General features: G+C 66.1%; 22 protein-coding genes. 16 read left to right on the top strand and 6 right to left on the bottom strand.

The genetic code is table 11. The features are described 5' to 3' along the window. Positions 1-66: 66 nt before the first annotated feature. Positions 67-687, top strand: a complete 621-nt coding sequence (locus HACJB3_RS09760; RefSeq protein ID WP_008417107.1) for a VOC family protein — start codon at positions 67-69, stop codon at positions 685-687. 66 nt (positions 688-753) lie between these two features. Continuing rightward, on the top strand, positions 754-1,329 hold the full coding sequence (locus HACJB3_RS09755; RefSeq protein ID WP_008417108.1) for a flavin reductase family protein: 576 nt from the start codon (positions 754-756) through the stop codon (positions 1,327-1,329). A gap of 7 nt (positions 1,330-1,336) precedes the next feature. On the opposite strand, the gene HACJB3_RS09750 is transcribed toward HACJB3_RS09755, so the two are convergent. Then, the gene (locus HACJB3_RS09750) at positions 1,337-1,897 is read right to left on the bottom strand and encodes a cysteine hydrolase family protein (protein WP_008417109.1); all 561 of its coding nucleotides are present in this window, start codon (positions 1,895-1,897) and stop codon (positions 1,337-1,339) included. A 96-nt stretch (positions 1,898-1,993) separates the two neighbouring features. Between HACJB3_RS09750 and HACJB3_RS09745 the strand changes: the two genes are divergently transcribed. Further along, entirely contained in the window at positions 1,994-3,037 is a 1,044-nt protein-coding gene (locus HACJB3_RS09745) for a hypothetical protein (protein ID WP_008417110.1), read from the top strand. Here the strand turns inward: HACJB3_RS09745 and HACJB3_RS09740 are convergent, their stop codons facing one another. Continuing rightward, entirely contained in the window at positions 3,038-3,439 is a 402-nt protein-coding gene (locus tag HACJB3_RS09740) for an SRPBCC family protein (protein WP_008417111.1), read from the bottom strand. It lies immediately after the preceding gene. Positions 3,440-3,547: 108 nt separating this feature from the next. Between HACJB3_RS09740 and HACJB3_RS09735 the strand changes: the two genes are divergently transcribed. The 3 genes from HACJB3_RS09735 to HACJB3_RS09725 all read left to right on the top strand — a co-directional run bounded on the left by HACJB3_RS09735 (position 3,548) and on the right by HACJB3_RS09725 (position 7,392). Further along, positions 3,548-5,893, top strand: a complete 2,346-nt coding sequence (locus HACJB3_RS09735) for an ATP-dependent DNA helicase (protein ID WP_008417112.1) — start codon at positions 3,548-3,550, stop codon at positions 5,891-5,893. 27 nt (positions 5,894-5,920) lie between these two features. Then, positions 5,921-6,286, top strand: coding sequence for a hypothetical protein (locus HACJB3_RS09730; RefSeq protein WP_008417113.1), 366 nt, complete (start codon positions 5,921-5,923; stop codon positions 6,284-6,286). Between the two features lie 152 nt (positions 6,287-6,438). Beyond that, positions 6,439-7,392, top strand: coding sequence for a glycerophosphodiester phosphodiesterase (locus HACJB3_RS09725; protein WP_008417115.1), 954 nt, complete (start codon positions 6,439-6,441; stop codon positions 7,390-7,392). On the opposite strand, the gene HACJB3_RS09720 is transcribed toward HACJB3_RS09725, so the two are convergent. Both HACJB3_RS09720 and HACJB3_RS09715 read right to left on the bottom strand, forming a co-directional pair. Continuing rightward, positions 7,393-7,842 (bottom strand): peroxiredoxin, encoded by a 450-nt coding sequence (locus HACJB3_RS09720; protein ID WP_008417117.1) that lies wholly within the window; start codon positions 7,840-7,842, stop codon positions 7,393-7,395. A gap of 45 nt (positions 7,843-7,887) precedes the next feature. After that, positions 7,888-8,436 (bottom strand): DUF6663 family protein, encoded by a 549-nt coding sequence (locus HACJB3_RS09715; protein WP_008417118.1) that lies wholly within the window; start codon positions 8,434-8,436, stop codon positions 7,888-7,890. Between the two features lie 71 nt (positions 8,437-8,507). Here HACJB3_RS09715 and HACJB3_RS09710 point away from each other — a divergent pair, with 71 nt between their 5' ends. Continuing rightward, positions 8,508-8,735 carry a hypothetical protein gene (locus HACJB3_RS09710; protein WP_008417119.1) on the top strand — a complete coding sequence of 76 codons (228 nt, stop codon included), beginning with the start codon at positions 8,508-8,510 and terminating at the stop codon, positions 8,733-8,735. A gap of 9 nt (positions 8,736-8,744) precedes the next feature. On the opposite strand, the gene HACJB3_RS09705 is transcribed toward HACJB3_RS09710, so the two are convergent. After that, on the bottom strand, positions 8,745-9,113 hold the full coding sequence (locus HACJB3_RS09705) for a hypothetical protein (RefSeq protein WP_008417120.1): 369 nt from the start codon (positions 9,111-9,113) through the stop codon (positions 8,745-8,747). A 115-nt stretch (positions 9,114-9,228) separates the two neighbouring features. Here HACJB3_RS09705 and ggt point away from each other — a divergent pair, with 115 nt between their 5' ends. The 3 genes from ggt to HACJB3_RS09690 all read left to right on the top strand — a co-directional run bounded on the left by ggt (position 9,229) and on the right by HACJB3_RS09690 (position 12,857). Beyond that, a complete protein-coding gene (gene ggt / locus HACJB3_RS09700) occupies positions 9,229-11,001 on the top strand; it encodes a gamma-glutamyltransferase (RefSeq protein ID WP_013199487.1) in 1,773 nt (590 codons plus the stop codon). A gap of 104 nt (positions 11,002-11,105) precedes the next feature. Continuing rightward, positions 11,106-12,296 carry a M14 family zinc carboxypeptidase gene (locus HACJB3_RS09695; protein WP_008417125.1) on the top strand — a complete coding sequence of 397 codons (1,191 nt, stop codon included), beginning with the start codon at positions 11,106-11,108 and terminating at the stop codon, positions 12,294-12,296. A gap of 96 nt (positions 12,297-12,392) precedes the next feature. Continuing rightward, the gene (locus HACJB3_RS09690; protein ID WP_008417126.1) at positions 12,393-12,857 is read left to right on the top strand and encodes a CopD family protein; all 465 of its coding nucleotides are present in this window, start codon (positions 12,393-12,395) and stop codon (positions 12,855-12,857) included. Positions 12,858-12,879: 22 nt separating this feature from the next. Here HACJB3_RS09690 and HACJB3_RS09685 read toward each other — a convergent pair whose 3' ends face one another. Beyond that, the gene (locus HACJB3_RS09685) at positions 12,880-13,116 is read right to left on the bottom strand and encodes a hypothetical protein (protein WP_008417127.1); all 237 of its coding nucleotides are present in this window, start codon (positions 13,114-13,116) and stop codon (positions 12,880-12,882) included. A gap of 80 nt (positions 13,117-13,196) precedes the next feature. On the opposite strand from HACJB3_RS09685, the gene HACJB3_RS09680 reads away from it, so the two are divergent. From HACJB3_RS09680 to HACJB3_RS09655, 6 genes are all read left to right on the top strand, one after another. Further along, the gene (locus HACJB3_RS09680) at positions 13,197-14,174 is read left to right on the top strand and encodes an aldo/keto reductase (RefSeq protein WP_008417129.1); all 978 of its coding nucleotides are present in this window, start codon (positions 13,197-13,199) and stop codon (positions 14,172-14,174) included. 143 nt (positions 14,175-14,317) lie between these two features. After that, positions 14,318-14,623, top strand: coding sequence for a hypothetical protein (locus tag HACJB3_RS09675; protein ID WP_238532749.1), 306 nt, complete (start codon positions 14,318-14,320; stop codon positions 14,621-14,623). Positions 14,624-14,913: 290 nt separating this feature from the next. After that, positions 14,914-15,615, top strand: coding sequence for an MBL fold metallo-hydrolase (locus HACJB3_RS09670; RefSeq protein ID WP_013199486.1), 702 nt, complete (start codon positions 14,914-14,916; stop codon positions 15,613-15,615). A 39-nt stretch (positions 15,616-15,654) separates the two neighbouring features. Then, positions 15,655-16,116, top strand: a complete 462-nt coding sequence (locus tag HACJB3_RS09665; RefSeq protein ID WP_008417134.1) for a PH domain-containing protein — start codon at positions 15,655-15,657, stop codon at positions 16,114-16,116. Next, positions 16,113-17,630: a PH domain-containing protein gene (locus tag HACJB3_RS09660; RefSeq protein WP_008417135.1), complete on the top strand. Its 1,518-nt coding sequence runs from the start codon at positions 16,113-16,115 to the stop codon at positions 17,628-17,630. Before HACJB3_RS09665 ends, HACJB3_RS09660 begins: the two co-directional genes overlap by 4 nt. Beyond that, positions 17,627-17,920, top strand: coding sequence for a hypothetical protein (locus HACJB3_RS09655; protein ID WP_008417137.1), 294 nt, complete (start codon positions 17,627-17,629; stop codon positions 17,918-17,920). Before HACJB3_RS09660 ends, HACJB3_RS09655 begins: the two co-directional genes overlap by 4 nt. Positions 17,921-18,004 lie beyond the last annotated feature (84 nt).

The following is an 18,004-nucleotide window of genomic DNA, read 5'->3' as shown; positions in this document are numbered from 1 at the left end:
GTTACAGTACCGTCCGGAAACCGATATATGAGTTCGGATACGTACTTGGTAACACGAGGAAACCACATGCCCGACGAACCCACCCCCGTCAGCGCCGACCTGCCCGACAGCCCGATCCGACTCTCCGGGACCGACCACATCACGCTCATCGGCAGCAACGAGGCCGACACGGTCGCCTTCTACCGCGATCTGCTCGGAATGGCGCTCGTCCTTCGCCAGCCCAACCTCGACCAGCCCGAGGTCACGCACCTCTTTTTCGACACCGGCGACGGGCGGATACTCACCTTCTTCGTGAGCGACGACCGCGAGTCGGACCCGCGCCCGCAGCGAACGGGACTGGGCGCGGTTCACCACCTCGCATTTAGCGTCGAGCCCGAGCGCTTCGTCGAAACCAAGGCGGCGTTCGACGAGGCGGACCACCACTACAACGAGTTCGATCGGGGGGCGTTTCACTCGATCTACACCCGCGATCACAACGGATTGGTCCTCGAGTTCGCGACCGACAAGTTCCACATCCCGGACGATCGGCGCGCGGAGGTGCTCGCGACCGCCCAGCGGGTTCGGGTGGAGGCGGGCGCCGACTACGTCGACGACGAGCACATGGAAGCTGCACTGGAGGAACTGGGTCTCGACGTCGATCCCTACGACCTGCCCGAGGCCCCGACCGGCGCGGGCTACGACCGATGATTCCGTCCTCGACGGTCGGACACGGACAGGGACACGACGGACTCGGGCCCGCAGAGGGCGGCTGAGATGGAGATCGATATCGAGGAACTCGACTCGGCCTATCGTCTGCTCGCCGGTTCCGTGATTCCCCGGCCGATCGCCTGGGTGAGCACAGACGGCAACGAGGGCGAGAACCTCGCGCCCTACAGTTTCTTCAACGTCGTCTCGGTGGCGCCTCCCGTGGTGATGTTCGCGCCCGTCGGGACCGGCGAGGACCTGAAGGACACGCCCCGGAACATCCTCGACACCGAGGAGTTCGTCGTCAACGTCGTGACGATGGAACTGGCCGAGGCGATGAACGCCACGAGCGCCACGGTCGAGGAAAGCGAGTTCGAGCACGCCGGATTGGAGCGCGCCGAAGGGGTTCGGGTCGACGCGCCTCGCGTGGCGGAGGCGAAGGTCGCCTTCGAGTGTGAACTCTATGATTTCGTCGAGATCGGGCGCTCGTCGATGGTGCTCGGCGAGGTCGTCTACGCGCACGTCGCCGAGGACGCGACCACCGACGGCAAGGTCGACGTGACGAAACTCGACGCCGTCGGCCGGCTCTCGGGCAGCTACTATGCGAGCACGCGCGATCGCTTCACGATGGAACGCCCGCCCTGATCCGTCCTCACCCGCCGGCGTTTCCTTCTTCCCACTCCCCGACGAGCGTTTCCGCGTCGGTGACCTCTGCCCCGTAGACTTCCTCGAGGTATTCCATACCATTCTCGTGAGCCTCGGCGCTGAAGGCGTCGAGGCAATCGGCGGGGGCCGCGATGTCGTACCCTCTAAAGAAGGCGCTCGCGGAGGTGTGGCGCGCACACATGTTCGTATGCAGGCCGGTCACGACCACGCGATCGACCCCGAGGCTCCGGAGGTGCTCGTCGAGCCCCGTTCCGTGAAAGGCGTCGTAGAAGCGCTTCCCGAAGACGTCGTCGCCCTCTTCAGGTGTGAGGTCGGCGATCACCGCCGCGCCCTCGGTCCCCCGCATCGCGTGCTCGCCCCAGATCTCGAGTTCGGTGTCCTCGGACCGGTGGGCGTCGTTCGCGTAGATCACGCGCACGCCGTTTTCGCGGGCCGCAGGAAGCAGGTCGTCGCGCAGAACGGGAATGATTCGTTCGGCGCGCTCGGCGGCGATCTCGCCGGTGACGAAATCGTTGAGCATGTCCAGAACGATCACTGCGTCGGTCATAGTGAACCGTTAGCAAGACAATAGTAAAACGTTGTCTGCGCAAGCGACTCCCCTCGGGAGAGGCAGTACTATGCGCCCAACGCACGAAGACATGGCATGGCTCTGTACGACGCCGTCTCGGACCTCTCGCTCGAAATCGAGGACGTCTCGCTCGCCCGGCGCGAACGCGACACGTCGAGTGGCTTCACCCGCGTGAGCACCGTGATCTCGCTGTCGGGTGCGAGCGAGGAAGGGCGGGGCGAGGACGTGACCTACGAGGCCGCGGATCACGACGCGTTGCTGGAGGCTGGCCCGCCCGACCTCGCGGGCGAGTACACCATCGCGGAGTTCTCCGAACGCCTCGACGATCTGGAGCTCTTCCCGGAGGGCCCGAGCCGACCGGATTTCGTCCAGTACCGTCGGTGGGGGTTCGAGAGCGCCGCACTCGACATCGCGCTCCGGCAGGCCGACACTGATCTCGCGAGCGAACTCGACCGGGAGTACGAGCCCGTCCGTTTCATCGCCAGCACGCGCTTGGGTGAGCCGCCGACGTTCGACCGTATCGAGCGCTTCCTCGAAAACGACCCCGATCTGGCGTTCAAACTCGATCCCACGAGCGAGTGGGACGAGGCGTTGATCGAGCGCCTCGCGGAGACAGGGGCGGTTCGGGTGGTCGATCTGAAGGGCCAGTACGAGGGAACGGAGGTCGACCAGGCGCCCGATCCCGACCTCTACGAGCGAGTTATCGAGGGGCTTTCCGAGGCCGTGATCGAAGACCCTGCCCTCACCAGTGACACCCGTCCCGTACTGGAGGGTCACGAGGAGCGCGTCTCGTGGGATGCGACGATTCACGGGCTCACGGACGTCGAATCGCTTCCCTGGGAGCCCAACTGGCTCAACATCAAGCCCTCACGATTCGGCTCGATCGAGTCGCTGTTCGAGACGATCGAGTTCTGTGACGAGCACGACATCACGATGTACGGCGGTGGCCAGTTCGAACTCGACGTGGGTCGGGGCCAGATCCAGGCGATCGCCTCGCTGTTCTATCCCGATTCGGCGAACGACGTCGCGCCCGGCGCGTACAACGATCCCGAAATCCCCGACGGGCTCCCGACGAGCCCGCTCTCGCCGCCCGCGGAACACGACGGGTTTCGCTGGTAGCTACTCGACGGCCGCGGCGATCCGCGAGAGCGCGAGCCAACAGACCGGCGCATAGCCCGCCGCCAGTAGAGGGACCTCGAAGACCGCCCGACAGCACCCGTTGTGCGGTTCGACGCGATGCCCTGTCGCCGGGATCCCCGCGACCTCCCAGGTCCAGCGGTACGCCTCACAGTAGGTGATCTCGAAGGGGATCCAGGTGTCACCGATCAGCCGCACACGCCCCCTCGAACCGGTTCGGACCCTGCGCTCGCGACACTCGACGTCCGTGATCGAGGGGCCCCAGTCGGGCCAGCGACGCGTGTCGACGAGCAGTTCCCAGACGTCCTCGGCGGGGGCGTCGATCTTCCGGTCGATATCGATGGGCGGGGGGCCGGTCAGGGCCGTTCGGACGAGTCGGTCCATACCACCTCCACGCGCTGTGGGTGCTTACGTCTCACCCGCGAACGTTCAAATACGATCGCGGGCCCATCGTTCGACAGGTCTATGCAACGCCCACGGGGAGTATCTCACATGCCCGCTTGGCAGGAGATCTTCGGTCACGACGAGCCCTACGAGAGCCAAGCGGAGGGTATCGAAACCGCGGTCGAAACCGCCGAACAGCAGGGGTTTACCGTTCTCGAAGGGGCCTGCGGAACGGGCAAGACGATGCTCGCGCTCACCGCCGGGATCGACCGGGTTCGCGATCCCGACAGCGACTACGAGCGGGTCGTCGTTCTCACGAGCGTCAAACAGCAACTGCGTCAGTTCGAGACGGATCTGGAGACGATCAACGCGAACCTGCCCGCCGACTGGAATCCGATCTCGGGGCTCACCTTGGTCGGGAAGGCCGACGTCTGTCCCTATAGCCGCGAGAACGCGGGCGGCATCGATCGCGAGAACGTCTACGACCGGTGTGAAACCCTACGCGAGAAAACCCGCACGCTCGTCGGCGACGGCGGAGCCACGAGCGCGAGCGCGCTCACCGCCCAAGCGCGAAGCCAGCAGATCGGACTCGCCGACAGCACAAGCGAGCCCGGGGGCGGGGAGTTCCTCGAAACCGCGGGCGAGCCGACGCCGTATCCCTCGTCGCTTCCCGAGTACGAAGACGGTGGTGAGACCGAGTTCTGTCCCTTCTACGCGCAGTACCTCGACGACCTCCCTGACGACGGCGACGCGATCGAGGCGGTTCCCTTCGACCTCACCGAACAGGGACACCTGACACCCGAGGAGCTGGTGGGGCTGGCGGCTTCCTCCGGCACCTGTCCGCACTCGATCATGGGTGCGCTCATCCCCGAGGTCGACGTCGTCGTGGGCAACTACTACCACGCGTTCGACCCACTCACCACGGGATCGTTCACCGGGGCGTTGCTCGACGACGCTACCTTTTTGATCTGCGACGAGGCCCATATGCTCGAACCGCGCGTTCGGGATCTGGTCAGCGATGGGGTGGCCGACACGACCCTTCGGGACGCCGAGAACGAGCTCACGCGCGTGATTCAGGCCGCGGAAATGGGAGAGCGAGCCCCAGCGGACGGCGATGCGACGGCCGACACCCGGCTCGTCCGCGAGGAGCTCGAAGACAGCGACGTTACGCTCGCCGAGTGCAAGGAACTACGGGCGTTTCTCGCCGACCTTCGCGAGGAGCTCGACCGACGGGTCGAGGCGCACCTCGATCGCGAACAGCCGGGATGGAAGGCCGCCCTCACCGCTCTCTCGGACGACGAACTCCCGCTTCGTGACCCCGAGACACCGGGTCCCGACGCGATCACCGAGTGGGCCGAGGAGGCGGGCTACGACGGCGGGACGTGGGTGCGCGCCCAGTCAGTTGGCGCGATCGTCGAGCGGATCCTCGACACTGCGGAGGACGAGGAGCGAACGCGAGCGGCCCCGGCGGTCGGCAGACTGCTCGGGAGCTGGTACCGGGCCGACCACGAGCGGTACTTCCGTGAGATCGAACTGGAGCGGACGTGGAACGAACTCGAACCCGAGGACTCCTGGAAACGGGCCTACTCCGCTAGACTGTCGCTCTTCAACTGTGTGCCCAGCGACGCCATCGGCGAGCGCCTCGCGGAGTTCGGCGGCGGGGTGTTGATGAGCGCGACCCTCGAACCCCTCGACGTTTTCCGCGAGGTCACCGGATTAGACACGCTCGCCGAGGAGGGCCGCCCGGTCGTCGAGCGCACGTTTCCGTTGGAGTTCCCCACGGAGAACCGCGCGAGTTTCGCGGTGGACGCCCCGAAGTTCACCTATGGGAACCGCGGGAGTCCCACGGAGGGGGGCTCGACGCGTCGGCTCTACGGCGACCTCCTCGTGGAGGTCGCGGCGAGTCCGGGCAACGTGCTCGTCGGGATGCCCAACTACGCGGAGGCGACGTGGGCCGCCGGAGAACTCGAATCACGGGTCGAAAAGCCCGTCTTGCTCGACGAGAGTTCGGGCGACGGCGAAACCGAGGAGCTCAAGCACGCCTTTTTCGCCGGCGAGGACAAAGTGCTCGTGACGAGCCTTCGGGGTACCCTTACCGAGGGGGTCGATTACAGCGGGGATCGCCTCTCGGCGGCCGTGATCTGTGGCGTCCCGATCATCAACACCGCGAGCCCGCGCACCAAAGCCGTCAGAACAGCCTACAACCGCGCGTTCGGCGACGGCTTCGAATACGCACTGACGGTCCCGGCGGTGCGCAAGGCCCGCCAGGCGATCGGGCGGGTGATCCGCGGGCCGGAGGAGGTCGGCGTGCGCGTGTTGCTCGACGCCCGCTATGCCCGTGAATCGTGGGACGGTGTGCGAAAGCACTTCCCCGACAGCGAGCGCGAGGAGTTCCAGCCGGTGAGTTCGGACATGCTCGGGTTCGGTCTCGAACGGTTCTGGAAGCGCCACTGATTATGCACCGCGACCCCTACGAAGGCCATGTCCTTCGAAACGGACGACGCAGTCCTCGAACAGGTCGGCTACCGACTGATGGGTCAGGGCGTGTACTTCGAGTCGGTCGAACACTCCACGGACCGTATCGAGATCGACTACGAGACGGTCGCACCCGGTGAGGGCGTCCCGCACCGCCAGATCGGGCGCGTGATCACCGTCTTTCGCGACGCCATCGAGGAGGGCTGGGAGCCGACCACGATCGAGGCGCGGGTCCACGATTCCGAGGACGGTACCCTCAGGGGAACGTGGCACATGAACGAGGAGTGGCTCTACGAACTCGAATCGGGCGACCTCTCAGAGGTCGAGTTCTCAGGGCAGGTCCTCGAGACGCTCGAAGAGCCCCGGAGCTGACCGACCTAGATGGATGTCTCGCTTTCGGACCGCGGTATCGGAGATCCCGTCGGGCAGCCTCGGACCGCCGAATATACTCGACTATAGAGATATTATTTCAATATGTTCTATTAGTTAATTGTATTGTCCGACGGTCGATCGATTCACGTGCGATGAAGGATACGACATCGAGCGGCGTGGATCGACGGACGGTCATCAAAGGGGCGGGGGCGGCACTGGGGATCTCCGCGATCGCCAGCACCGGCGTCAGTGCCTCGGACGAGACGACCGACGGAACGGACGACTCCGATTCCGGGACGCCGGCGACGATCGCCCACCGGGCCTACGCGGGGATGGCTCCCGAGAACACCCTCGGGGCGGTCGAGGCCGCGACCGACACTGCGGACATGATCGAGATCGACATCGTGCCCACCGCAGACGGGACGGTCGTGGTCTTTCACGACGATCGGCTCGACGGGCGCGACGGCGGTGCGAAGGGGCTTACCGACGCCGAGGGCTACGTCTGGGAGCGGCCGTGGGAGGTCGTTCGCGAGGCGGAGGTCCTCGAAAGCGGCGAGACGGTCCCGTCGCTCGAGGCGGTTCTGGAGGCGATCCCTCCCGAAATCGGCGTCAATATCGAGTTCAAGAACCCCGGGACGACCGAGATCCGGACGGGCGAGAAACTCTGTGCGTCGGACCTTGCGGTCCAGAAGGACCTCTGGCGGCCGATGGCCGAGCGGGCCCTCGACCTCGCGACGGCCGTCGACAACGAGATCCTCGTCTCCTCGTTCGCGGAGGCGGCCCTCGCGGTCACCCGCGAGATCGACCCGGACGTGTCGGTCGCGTTCCTGTTCTGGGACGCCATCGAACCGGGTCTCGAGATCACCGAGACCTACGACTGCGAGGCGCTTCACCCGCCGTGGAACCTCGTCAAGGGAACGCCCTTTTACGGCGACGACTACACCGCTCCCGGACCGTACGAGTCCGACGTGGACTTGATCGAGTGGAGCCACGATCGGGGCAAGGAGATCAACGTTTACACGATCCAGTCGTGGTACCCGGCAAACCAGCTGGCCGCGGCGGGCGTCGACGGGCTGATCACCGACTTCCCCGACCCGCTCTGGTAGTCATTCTAGATCCGAAAGCAGCTCCTCGGCGTGATCGTCGGGCGAGACGCCCTCGTAGGCCGCGACGATCTCGCCGTCTTCGACGACGTAGGTGTTCCTGAAGGTGCCGTCGAAGGTCTTACCGAACATGTTCTTCTCGCCGTACGAGTCGTAGGCCGCCGCGACCTCGCCGTCGGGATCGGAAAGCAAGTCGAAGGGCAGGTCGTACTCCGCGGCGAAGTCCGCGAGGTCCGAGACGGGGTCGTCGCTGATCCCCACCACCGCGACCCCGCGCTCCTCGAAGTCGTCCCACGAATCGCGAAACCCGCAGGCTTCGGTGGTACAGCCGGGCGTGTCCGCCCGCGGGTAGAAGTAAACGACGGTCGGACCGTCGATATCGGAGAGGGTCACGGGTTCGCCGTGCTGGTTGTCGAGTGTAAAGTCGGGCGCATCGGTACCGGGTTCGAGCATACTTGCCTTACTCCCGGGCGGGGAAAACCGCTTGCGGTCGGTTCCTCACAGGTAGGTCTCCCGAACGGTCTCGGCGAGCACCGACTCGGGATCGGGAACGAGGTAGACGACGACGAACGGCTCGTCGACGGGGTCGAGGACGAATATCTCGTAGGGCTCGGGCGAGAAGTCGCCCAGCCGGTCGATCAGCGGTTCCAGCGGGATCGCCCCGGTCCGTAGTTCGTCCCAAACGTCGCGCGCGCCCGACTGCTCAGCGAAGACGTAGACCGCCCCGTTCGGTCGGTTGTCGGTGTCGTAGGTCGTCTCCCCGATCACGCCCTCGTCCTGGGCCCGGGCGCTCCGACAGAGTTCGCGTGCGACCTCGAAGAGGTCCGTCACCTCCCGACGGAAGTGCAGTCGGGTCCCCGCGATGACCTCGAAGTCGTGGAGGCGGGCGTCACCGTCGTCCCACTCGACGGTCGCATCGATCAGGTTGCCCGCCGCGAGGTCCCCGCCGGTCGCGGCGATCGTCTCGGTCGTCTCGCGGTCGACGAGCAACCACTCCCCGCGGGGGTCGTCGAGCACCCGGTAGGTCCCGCTGGTCGTCGGCTGCATGGGTCGGTATACCCCCGACCGAGGGATAAACCGACCGAAAGACTCAGACGCCGGGCGCACCCATCCCCGCCGTGAAGCAGTCGACGTTCGTGAGATGGGGACTGATCGCGTTCGGCCTCGTCGTTCTCACGTTCGTGATCCGGGGTTCGGCCCGACTCCTCTTGGACGAGCGAACCGCCTCGATCCTGTCGGCGCCCGTCGGCGTGGGTGCCCTCCTCGTGCTCTGTGTCCTGTCGATCGTCGCCGTCCTCTCGCTGACCGGGATCAGGCCGATCGAACGCGATCTCGAAGAGCCGTAGGTCGGCGACTCAGTTCTCGACGGCCTCGCACTCGACGGTCCAGGCAACCGGACTCGCCTCGTCGAGCGCCTCGTAGAAGGCGCGCAATCCGTTCGACTCGGTGGTGGTCGTGACGTGTAACTCGACCCGGTCGTCGTAGCCGACGACCCGGAAGACGGTCCCGAGTTCGCGGTCGTGGACCAGGTAGACCGGCGAGGGCAGGTCGAACCAGTCGCCGGCCGTATAGCGCTCGCGTGCGAGCACCCGACCGAGACGGTCCTCGACGACGCCGTCCGCGGGAAACAGCGAGAAGACCGTCCCGCCGGTCCGGGTGATCCCGTCCCGCGAGTATTCGGACTCGGGGTGGACTGGGATCTCGAAGGACGGATCGCTGCTCATGGATGCGAGACGGCTGCCGACGGCTTCAATCTGCTGGCTACCGACATTTTATCGGAATACTATTCTAGGAATCGAAACGTTAGAGATAGGACGATGCCGCGAGAGTCGAAGACGAATGGCAGATAATACCAATCAGAACAGAGCACGGAATCTGAGCCGCCGGGGGTTCCTCGGGGGTATCGCGGCGAGTACGGCCCTCCCGCTCGTCTCCGGCGCTGCGAGCGCACAGGAGGAGGTCTGCGGGTCGGCGGGCGTCGACTGTGGAGCGGTAGCCACCGGAAGCGACGGGATGGTCGTCTCGGTCAGCCCGGCCGCAAGCGAGGTCGGCGCACAGGTCCTCAGGGAGGGCGGGAACGCCGTCGACGCCGCGGTCGCGGTCCAGTTCGCGCTCAACGTCACTCAGCCCCATTCCTCGGGGATCGGCGGCGGCGGGTTCATGCTGTACTACGACGCCGCCGACGACAGCGTCGAGATCGTCAACAGCCGCGAACGGGCGCCGGCCGGCGCGGATCCGGAGATGTTCCTCGAGGACGGCGAGCCGATCCCCTTCGACGAACGGCACACCCACGGAAACGCCGTCGGGGTGCCGGGTACCGCGAGCGGGCTCGGACACGCCGCCGAGCGCTACGGGTCGCGCTCCATCGACGAGCTGATCGACCCTGCGATCGACCTCGCGGAGGAAACCGAGGTCGACGGCGTTCTCGCAGAGGAGATCGCGGCAAACGAGTGGAAGTTCAACGACGCCGCCCGCGAGGTGTTCCTCGACGAGGGCGAACCGCTCGCCGAGGGCGACACCCTCTCCCAGCCCGATCTGGCGGACACCCTCAGACTGCTGCGCGACCGGGGGATCCGCGAGTTCTACGAGGGCGAGATCGCCGCGGCGCTTGCCGAGACGGTCCAGGACGCAGGCGGCAGCATGAGTATGGAGGACCTCTGTCGGTACGAGGCCACCATCGACGAGCCCGTACAGGGCTGTTATCGCGGCGCGAACATCTACTCGATGCCCCCGCCGAGTTCCGGCGGTCTGACCGTCATCCAGATCCTCAACCTGCTCTCGGGGTTCGATCTGGGCGAGAACTACGACATCCAGTCGGGCACGAAGTACCACCTGCTCGCCGAGGCGATGCGCCTTGCCTACGCGGATCGGGGCGAGTACATGGGCGATCCCGAGTTCGTCGACGTGCCCATGGAGGGGCTGCTCGATCCCGCCTACGTTTCCGAGCGCCGCGGGCTGATCGGTCCCGACTCGCTCAACGAGGATCCCCAACCGGGCGACCCGTGGGCCTACCAGTCCGGGAACGCGGCCTCGATGACCCAGGAGACGCCCCGGGCGCTCGGCCACACGACCCACTTCACGGTCGCTGACTCGGAGGGTAACCTCGTCTCCTATACCACCACGATCGAACAGCTGTTCGGCTCGGGGATCATGGTCCCCGGGTACGGCTTCATGCTCAACAACGAACTGACCGACTTCGACGCCGAGCCCGGCGGCGCGAACGGTGTCGAGCCGAACAAACGGCCACTGTCGAGCATGAGCCCGACGATCATGACCCGCGGCGGCGAGCCCTACCTTACCGTCGGCTCGCCCGGCGGGCCGACGATCATCACCTCGGTCGCCCAGACGATCCTCCATCACCTGGAGTACGGTCTCGAACCCATCGACGCGCTCGACGAACCGAGCATCTACGCGCCGGACTCCCCGGAGATCACACTCTGGGAGGAAGCGATCCCCGAGGCGGCCCGCGAGGAGGCCGCCGACCTCGGCAACGAGTGGAGCGACGAACCGGGTCCCATCGGTAACGTCAACGCGCTCAAGGTCGACGACGGCTACGAGGGTGCGGCCGACCAGACGCGCGATGGCCTCGCCGTCGGTCTGAACGAGGAGTAACTCAGTTCGCTTCTCGATCCGCAGATATTAGTTATTGCTTTTAAATTAGATATTCTATATAATAGAATGATTTATGCTATGATCATATCATGTGAATACTGGTCATGGAACTAGACAGGCGCGATCTGCTCAAGGCGATCGGTGGGGTCGGGGTATTGGCCGCGGGCGGCTCGACGGCGGCCCTCTCGGATCCCGAAACCGAGCGGGAGTTCGGACTGGAGTACTTGGAGAACGACGACCTGCTCGACAACCGGGAGTTGGAGACGATCCTGTACGGACTGGCGGATCGACACCCCGACCGGGTGAGCGTCGAGCAGATCGGCGAGTCAAACCAGGGGCGTCCGCTGTACTCGGCGACGGTCAGTAAACGCGAGGCCTGCCCCGACGTGATGGTGATCGCCCAGCAACACGGCGACGAGGGGATCATGGCCGAGGGGACCCTTGCCGCGCTCCGATTCCTCGCCGGCGGCGACCGGCGGGCCGAGCGGATCCTCGACGGCGTCTCGGTCCACGTCGTCCCGCGGGTGAACCCCGACGGGTTCGTCGCCCGCCAACGGTACAACGTCGACACCGACGCCCCGGCCGACGACGAGGGCAGCGACATCTTCGGCGCCGACAACGGGATCTTCGCCGCCTCCGAGGAGGGGATCGGCTGGGACATCAACCGGTACAACCGCCACGAGTGGACCGAACACGAACTGTACCAGAACTTCCCGGAGGAGTACCCCGAGAACCCGGTCCCCGAGGCGCGCGCGATCATCGACCGAGTCGGGGAAGTCGAGCCCGACTGGATCGCTGACTTCCACCGGCAGGGCGAGTACGTCGTCGATTACGAGTCGGAGTTCGACCTCGAAGCCGTACTCGACGAGGACAACGAAGAGGAGGAAGCGACCGACTACCCCCCGGACCCGGACGACCCCGGCGACGGTGATATCGTCACGGGATCGATCTTCTGGCCGATCAACCCGGACGTCGAGGAAGGGGTGCGGGACCGCTCGAAGCAGGTCGTTTATACGATGTACGACGCCCTCTCGGAACTCGATGGGACGAACTACACGCGCTATCCCGGCGGGACGTTCGGCGGCATCGCGCGAAACGGCCACGCGCTGGCGGGCTACGGCAGCGTTCTGTTCGAACTCAGCGCCGGAACCCTCGGCGACCGGGAGTTCCGCATCCGGCAGGTGTTCGAGGCGGTGTTGGCGAGTGCCCACGCGACGGCCGACGGCTCGCTCGACGACGTCGATCCTGAGGGCGTGGACGAACTCCCCGAACGCGGCGATTCGTTCACCGTCTGAGACGCGATACGCACCCGGAGAGCGGGATCGGTCCACGGTACACGCCGACTCGGACGAACCGCAAGGGTTGTCCTGTCGGCTTTCGAACCGTCGCCCATGTCGCTTCTCGACGCCGCGATGAACGCGATCCACCTCGGCTTCGCCGGGCTCTGGGTCGGTAGCGTGGTCTTTCTCACCCTCGCGGTCCTCCCGCTCGCCCGTAACGGCGCGTTCGACGCCGCCCCGCTCGAGACCGTCACGAGCAGGCTCCAGTGGATCTCGCGGGCCAGCGCGCTGGCGCTGTTCGCGAGCGGCGGCCACCTCGCCGGCACGCGTTACACCGCCGACTCGCTGTTCGGGAGCGCGCAGGGCCACCTCGTGCTCGCGATGCTCGCGCTGTGGTTCGTCCTCGGACTTCTCGTGGAACTGGGCTCGAAACGACTGGCCAACGGTCTCGCCGAGCGAAAGGTCCGCGGGCCCGCACGCGAGGCCCGACCGTACTTCCTCGCGGCCTCCGTCGTCGGCGCGTTGCTCTTTCTCGACGCCGGGTTACTCTCGGTGCCGACGGCGATCCCGTTCTAACCGGACGCCACTCTCGGAGCCCTCAGCGCTCGAACTCCCGTTCGAGGTCCTCGACCGTCGAATCGACGGCGAACTCGTCGCCGTCGTCGGACATCCGATAGAGCCTGTAGGCGAGGTAGGCGATCCCGGCGACGATGGCGATTCCGATGACGATCCCGAGCAACGACAACAACAGACTCGCGAGCGCGCCGATGACCATCAGCGCGACGGTCGCTACGAGGACGTAGCCCGCGATCTTGAGCAACCGTAGCGTGTTCATCCAGGCGGCCCTACCGCGTCGATTCACTTAACCTTCGCCGCGACGCGTAGCCTTTTGACCCCGCTTGCACACTCGGTCGTATGGAGTACACCACGCTCGGTTCGACCGGCATGCGCGTCAGCCGGCTCTGTCTGGGCTGTATGAGCTTCGGCGACCCCGATTGGCGCGAGTGGGTTCTCGAAGAGGACGAAAGCCACGAGATCATCGAGCGGGCGATCGATCTGGGGATCAACTTCTTCGACACCGCGAACATGTACTCACGCGGCGAGAGCGAGCGCATCCTCGGAAACGCTCTAGAAGGTTACGACCGCGATTGGCCCGTCGTCGCGACCAAGGTCTACAACCCGATGGACGACGACAACCCCAACGCCCGCGGGCTCTCCCGGAAGGCCGTCGAACAGGAGTTAGAGAACAGCCTCGACAGGCTGGGCATGGAGACGGTCGATCTCTACCAGACGCATCGCTGGGACGACGAGACGCCCGTCGAGGAAACCCTGAAAGCGCTCGACGACGCGGTGCGTCGCGGGCAGGTCAGATACGTTGGGGGCTCGTCGATGTGGGCCCACCAGTTCGCCGAGGCGCTGCACACCAGCGATTCCCTCGGACTGGATCGGTTCGTCACCATGCAGAACCACTACAACCTCGTCTACCGCGAGGAAGAACGGGAGATGCTCCCGCTCTGTGAGAAGGAAGGCATCGGCGTGATGCCCTGGAGCCCGCTCGCGCGCGGCTATCTCGCCCGGCCCGCCGCGGAGATCGATTCGACCACGCGCGGCGAGACGGAAGAGCACATGTACGACCACCCCTACCGCGAGGGCGGGGGCCGGGAGATCAACGAGCGCGTCGAGGAAATCTCGAACCAAAAGGGTGTGACGATGGCCCAGATCGCGCTGTCGTGGTTGCTGCACAAAGACTGGGTCGACGCCCCCATCGTCGGGACGACGAGCGTCGAACACCTCGAACAGGCCGTCGAGGCCCTCGAACTCTCGCTCTCGGAGAGCGACATAGAGTATCTCGAGGAACCCTACGAGCCCGTGCGCGTGTCGGGACACAGCTAACCCCAGACGGATCTGGTCGTGGGTGTGGTGGTAGAACCGGATCACGGGGACGCCCGCGCTCCGCGGGTTCGAGACACACTCGCCGGTAGCGCTCGTTGGCGAAACGGAAAACGGTGGTCCGTACCACCGGACGAACTATGCGTGTGCCACACGATACCACGAATATGCCGAACCCGATCAACGCCCGCTGTACGGCCTGCGGGGCGACGTTTCCACGGAGTGAGGCGACCACCGACACCGAAAACGAACTGGCGTGCCCGGCCTGTGGCTGTGGCGTCGTCCGCGGGATTCCCGAACAGCACACCACGTTGACCCAACGTGAGAACGCTCGGTGTGCCTCCTGTGGCGCGACGTTCTCGCGCTCGGAGGCCACCACGGAAACCAAGGGGAAACTCGCGTGTCCCGAGTGTGGCGCGAACGACATCCGGACCGTCGAGGACCCCGAATAGGTCGAGCGTTTCATGGTAGAAACCCGGCCGATCCCCCATTAGCCTCGGTAAAGAAAGCGATCGTTGCACACGGTGTACCGCTCTTTTATATATCCTTTTCGAGAGTAGAACGACGTAGCCGTGATGAGTCGCCGCAGTCTTGCAATTTTCCACTTATACTTAGTAAGCAACAGTACATGCTCCCTCACCAGCCCCGTCGGTGACGGCAGTTTCGTATCGCAAACAACGATTTATCGAACGACGACAGCAGTTCTCGTGGCTTTTTGCCCCTCCTCGACGTATCCGAACCCATGGCCACTACGTACGGCGACCTGACGATCGACTGGCTCGGCTATGCGACCTTGCGGATCACCGACGGCGACCGTGTCGTCTACATCGACCCCGGCCGCTACGGCGTTCTGGACAGCTACGACGCCCGGGACGGCGATCTCGTTCTCGTCACTCACGACGATCATTACGATCCCGACGGGATCGAGCGTGTCGCCGCCGAGGACGCCGTCGTCTGCGTCTTCGACGGGATTCGTAGCGAAGAGATCGAGCGCGACTCGCGTCCCGTCTCGGGGCTCGACTACGAGATTCGCCGGGTCGGGATCGGCGATACTTTCGAGGGAGCGGGAATCGCGGTCGAGGCGATCAGCGCCTACAACACGCCCGACGGCCACGTCCGCGAGGACGGCACGCCGTATCACCCCGAGGGCGGGGGCGTGGGCTATCGGCTCGATTTCGACGGAACGACTGTCTTTTACCCCGGCGACAGCGATGTCGTCCCCGAGTACGAGGGCCTCTCCGCCGACGTCTTCCTCGCGCCCATCGACGACGCCTTCACGATGTCGCCCGACGCCATCGTCGACCTCGCGGAGCGGATCGACGCGGGCCTCGTGGTGCCGGTCCACTACGACACCTTCGAGGCGCTCGAAGCCGACGCCGAGGCCTTCGCCGCCGAGGCGCGCGGGCGGGGACTGACCGTCGAGATACTCTCGCCCGAGGTCTGATCCAGACCCTTCATTTCCCCCGGGTCCCAACGGCAGGTAATGCGCTCGCTCCATCCTCGCATCCGGGTCGTCTGGGTCCTCCAGGCGGCCCTCTCGGCGGCGGTGCTCGCAGCGATCGTCGGGGCCGTCGGCGTCTTCGCGTTCGATCTCGGACTCGGGCTGCCGGTCGCGGTCTTCGGCGTGCTGATCGCCCTCTTCGGTGCGCACGGTCTGCTTCGTTACCGGGTCTGGCGCTACGAAGTCCGCGAGGACGCCCTGTATCTCGAACGCGGCGTCTTTACCCGCGTGAAGACGGTCGTCCCCTTCGTCCGGATCCAGCACGTCGACTCGCGGCGCAGCCCGCTCGAACGCGCGACCGGACTGGCGAGCACGGTCGTCTACACCGCAGGATCGCGGGGCGCGGATGTCACAGTTCCGGGTCTCACCCCGGAGGGTGCCGACGACCTCCAGCGGCGGCTGAAGGCGCTCGCCATCGACGCCGAGGGTGACGACGCGGTATGACCCGTCTGCATCCCCTGTCGGTCCCGTACCGGGTCGCACAGGCCGTTCTCGGGTACGTCCCGCTCGTGATATTCATCGCCTTCCCCTCGGGCTCCGCGTTCGGGGGGATCGGCCTCGCCATTGCGGTCCTCGCGACCGTCGTCGGCTTCGGAGCGGTCGTCGCCTGGCAGCTCGCCTACTACCGGCGCTTTGACTACGAGACGACCCCCGACACGTTCGACATCCGTTCGGGCGTGCTCTCGCGTCGACACCGCGAGATCCCCTACCGGCGGGTCCAGAACGTCGACATCTCCCGAAACGTCGTCCAGCGCGCCCTCGACATCGCCGAGTTGCGCATCGAGACCGCTGGCGGGGGCGAGACCGAGGCTGTCCTGCGATACGTCGGCTACGAGGAAGCAAAACGCCTCCAGGACGAACTTCGACGGCGAAAGCGCGCCGAACACAGTACGGAGGGCGGGACACAGGCGAGCGACGAGGAGGACCTCTTGTACGCGATCACGCCCGAGGATCTGGCGGTGCTCGCGGTCGCCTCCTTCGACCTCCGGCTGGCCTCGTTTCTCTCCGTGTTGCTCTCGTTTGCCGGCCCGCCGGTGTTGCTCGAACTGTTGACGGATCTGCCGGTCAGCCCGTTTCTCGTCGTCGGAGCGGTGGTCGTCCTCGTGGTGATCGCCTCGGCGCTTCTGAGCGGGGCCGGGGCCGTCCTCGGCACCTACGGCTTTCGGCTCACCCGTTCGGGTGAGGAACTGCGCTACGAACGCGGGCTGATCCAGCGCTTCGACGGATCGATCCCGCTCGATAAGGTCCAGTCGCTCGTCGTGCGCGAGAACCTCCTCAAACGGCTGTTGGGCTACGCGAGCCTCGCCGTCGAGACCGCCGGCTACGCGCCGGGGCAGGACGGGGGCGTCGGCTCCGAATCCGCCGTCCCGATCGCCGACCGGGGGACCGTCCGGACGATCGCCCGCGAGATCGAACCGTTCGAGGAACCGACGTTCGTCCGCCCGCCGAAACGCGCACGCCGGCGCTACGCGGTCCGCTACCTGCTCGCACTCGGGGTCCTCGCGGGGCTGGTCTACGCGGGAACCCTCGTGCTCGGGTTCGAGATGTACTGGTACGCCCTGCTTCTGGGGCTCCCGCTCGCGCCGGTCGCGGCCCACTACAAGTGGGCCTCGCGGGGCTACTGTCTCGGTGCCGACCACGTCCTCACCCGGACGGGATTCTGGAACCGCACCACGCGGATCGTCCCCTACTACCGCGTCCAGAACGCGATCCACACCCAGACGGTCCTCCAGCGCCGGTGGCGACTCGCCTCCGTGGTGATCGACACCGCCGGCACGAGCAGCCTCGTCGGCGGCGACGCCCGCGCGCTCGACCTCGACGAGACGGCGGCGACCGAACTGCGCGAAGCCGTCGCCGAGCGACTGCAGACCACCCTCAGGAACCGACGGCGCGGGGCCGTCGGCGGGGCGCGCGACCGGCGGATCGACCGCGCACTCCCGCGGTTCGAGGCCACATGAACGGGACGGTGCGAGCGGGTGTCGGATGGTTTCCGACCGGCCATCCGTACCACCTCCCGGTCGCCGCCGGCTTCTACCTGCTCGTTACCTTCGCCCTCTGGCTAGACGGCACCGCGGGCGTGCTGGCCGGCGAGTCCCGGTTCGGACTCGCGGCGATCTGGCTCGCCAACACCCACCTCCTCCAGTGGCTCGCGTGGGCCGCGGGCCTCCGGATCGGCCCGGGACTCGCGATCCCCGAGACCATCGGCGCGGCCTTGTTCGCGCTCTGGGTGCTCGCGCGTGTCGACTGATCCGGCCGGTTGCGGTGTGGTGTGAGGGCCGACAGAACCCTCGTGGCGCCTCGATGACCCTCGCAACCACAGTCGCTTTATGAA

The sequence above is a fragment of the Halalkalicoccus jeotgali B3 genome (assembly GCF_000196895.1).
GTDB classification, from domain to species: Archaea; Halobacteriota; Halobacteria; order Halobacteriales; family Halalkalicoccaceae; genus Halalkalicoccus; species Halalkalicoccus jeotgali.
Note: the sequence above shows the minus strand (reverse complement) of the source record. Positions and strands in the feature narration are given on the sequence as shown.

What these genes read in the sequence shown, in the direction of transcription:
- HACJB3_RS09760 (WP_008417107.1), top strand. Translation starts at nt 67, where the DNA reads ATGCCCGACGAACCCACCCCCGTCAGCGCCGACCTGCCCGACAGCCCG.
- HACJB3_RS09755 (WP_008417108.1), top strand. Translation starts at nt 754, where the DNA reads ATGGAGATCGATATCGAGGAACTCGACTCGGCCTATCGTCTGCTCGCC.
- HACJB3_RS09750 (WP_008417109.1), bottom strand. Translation starts at nt 1,897, where the DNA reads ATGACCGACGCAGTGATCGTTCTGGACATGCTCAACGATTTCGTCACC.
- HACJB3_RS09745 (WP_008417110.1), top strand. Translation starts at nt 1,994, where the DNA reads ATGGCTCTGTACGACGCCGTCTCGGACCTCTCGCTCGAAATCGAGGAC.
- HACJB3_RS09740 (WP_008417111.1), bottom strand. Translation starts at nt 3,439, where the DNA reads ATGGACCGACTCGTCCGAACGGCCCTGACCGGCCCCCCGCCCATCGAT.
- HACJB3_RS09735 (WP_008417112.1), top strand. Translation starts at nt 3,548, where the DNA reads ATGCCCGCTTGGCAGGAGATCTTCGGTCACGACGAGCCCTACGAGAGC.
- HACJB3_RS09730 (WP_008417113.1), top strand. Translation starts at nt 5,921, where the DNA reads ATGTCCTTCGAAACGGACGACGCAGTCCTCGAACAGGTCGGCTACCGA.
- HACJB3_RS09725 (WP_008417115.1), top strand. Translation starts at nt 6,439, where the DNA reads ATGAAGGATACGACATCGAGCGGCGTGGATCGACGGACGGTCATCAAA.
- HACJB3_RS09720 (WP_008417117.1), bottom strand. Translation starts at nt 7,842, where the DNA reads ATGCTCGAACCCGGTACCGATGCGCCCGACTTTACACTCGACAACCAG.
- HACJB3_RS09715 (WP_008417118.1), bottom strand. Translation starts at nt 8,436, where the DNA reads ATGCAGCCGACGACCAGCGGGACCTACCGGGTGCTCGACGACCCCCGC.
- HACJB3_RS09705 (WP_008417120.1), bottom strand. Translation starts at nt 9,113, where the DNA reads ATGAGCAGCGATCCGTCCTTCGAGATCCCAGTCCACCCCGAGTCCGAA.
- ggt (WP_013199487.1), top strand. Translation starts at nt 9,229, where the DNA reads ATGGCAGATAATACCAATCAGAACAGAGCACGGAATCTGAGCCGCCGG.
- HACJB3_RS09695 (WP_008417125.1), top strand. Translation starts at nt 11,106, where the DNA reads ATGGAACTAGACAGGCGCGATCTGCTCAAGGCGATCGGTGGGGTCGGG.
- HACJB3_RS09690 (WP_008417126.1), top strand. Translation starts at nt 12,393, where the DNA reads ATGTCGCTTCTCGACGCCGCGATGAACGCGATCCACCTCGGCTTCGCC.
- HACJB3_RS09685 (WP_008417127.1), bottom strand. Translation starts at nt 13,116, where the DNA reads ATGAACACGCTACGGTTGCTCAAGATCGCGGGCTACGTCCTCGTAGCG.
- HACJB3_RS09680 (WP_008417129.1), top strand. Translation starts at nt 13,197, where the DNA reads ATGGAGTACACCACGCTCGGTTCGACCGGCATGCGCGTCAGCCGGCTC.
- HACJB3_RS09670 (WP_013199486.1), top strand. Translation starts at nt 14,914, where the DNA reads ATGGCCACTACGTACGGCGACCTGACGATCGACTGGCTCGGCTATGCG.
- HACJB3_RS09665 (WP_008417134.1), top strand. Translation starts at nt 15,655, where the DNA reads ATGCGCTCGCTCCATCCTCGCATCCGGGTCGTCTGGGTCCTCCAGGCG.
- HACJB3_RS09660 (WP_008417135.1), top strand. Translation starts at nt 16,113, where the DNA reads ATGACCCGTCTGCATCCCCTGTCGGTCCCGTACCGGGTCGCACAGGCC.
- HACJB3_RS09655 (WP_008417137.1), top strand. Translation starts at nt 17,627, where the DNA reads ATGAACGGGACGGTGCGAGCGGGTGTCGGATGGTTTCCGACCGGCCAT.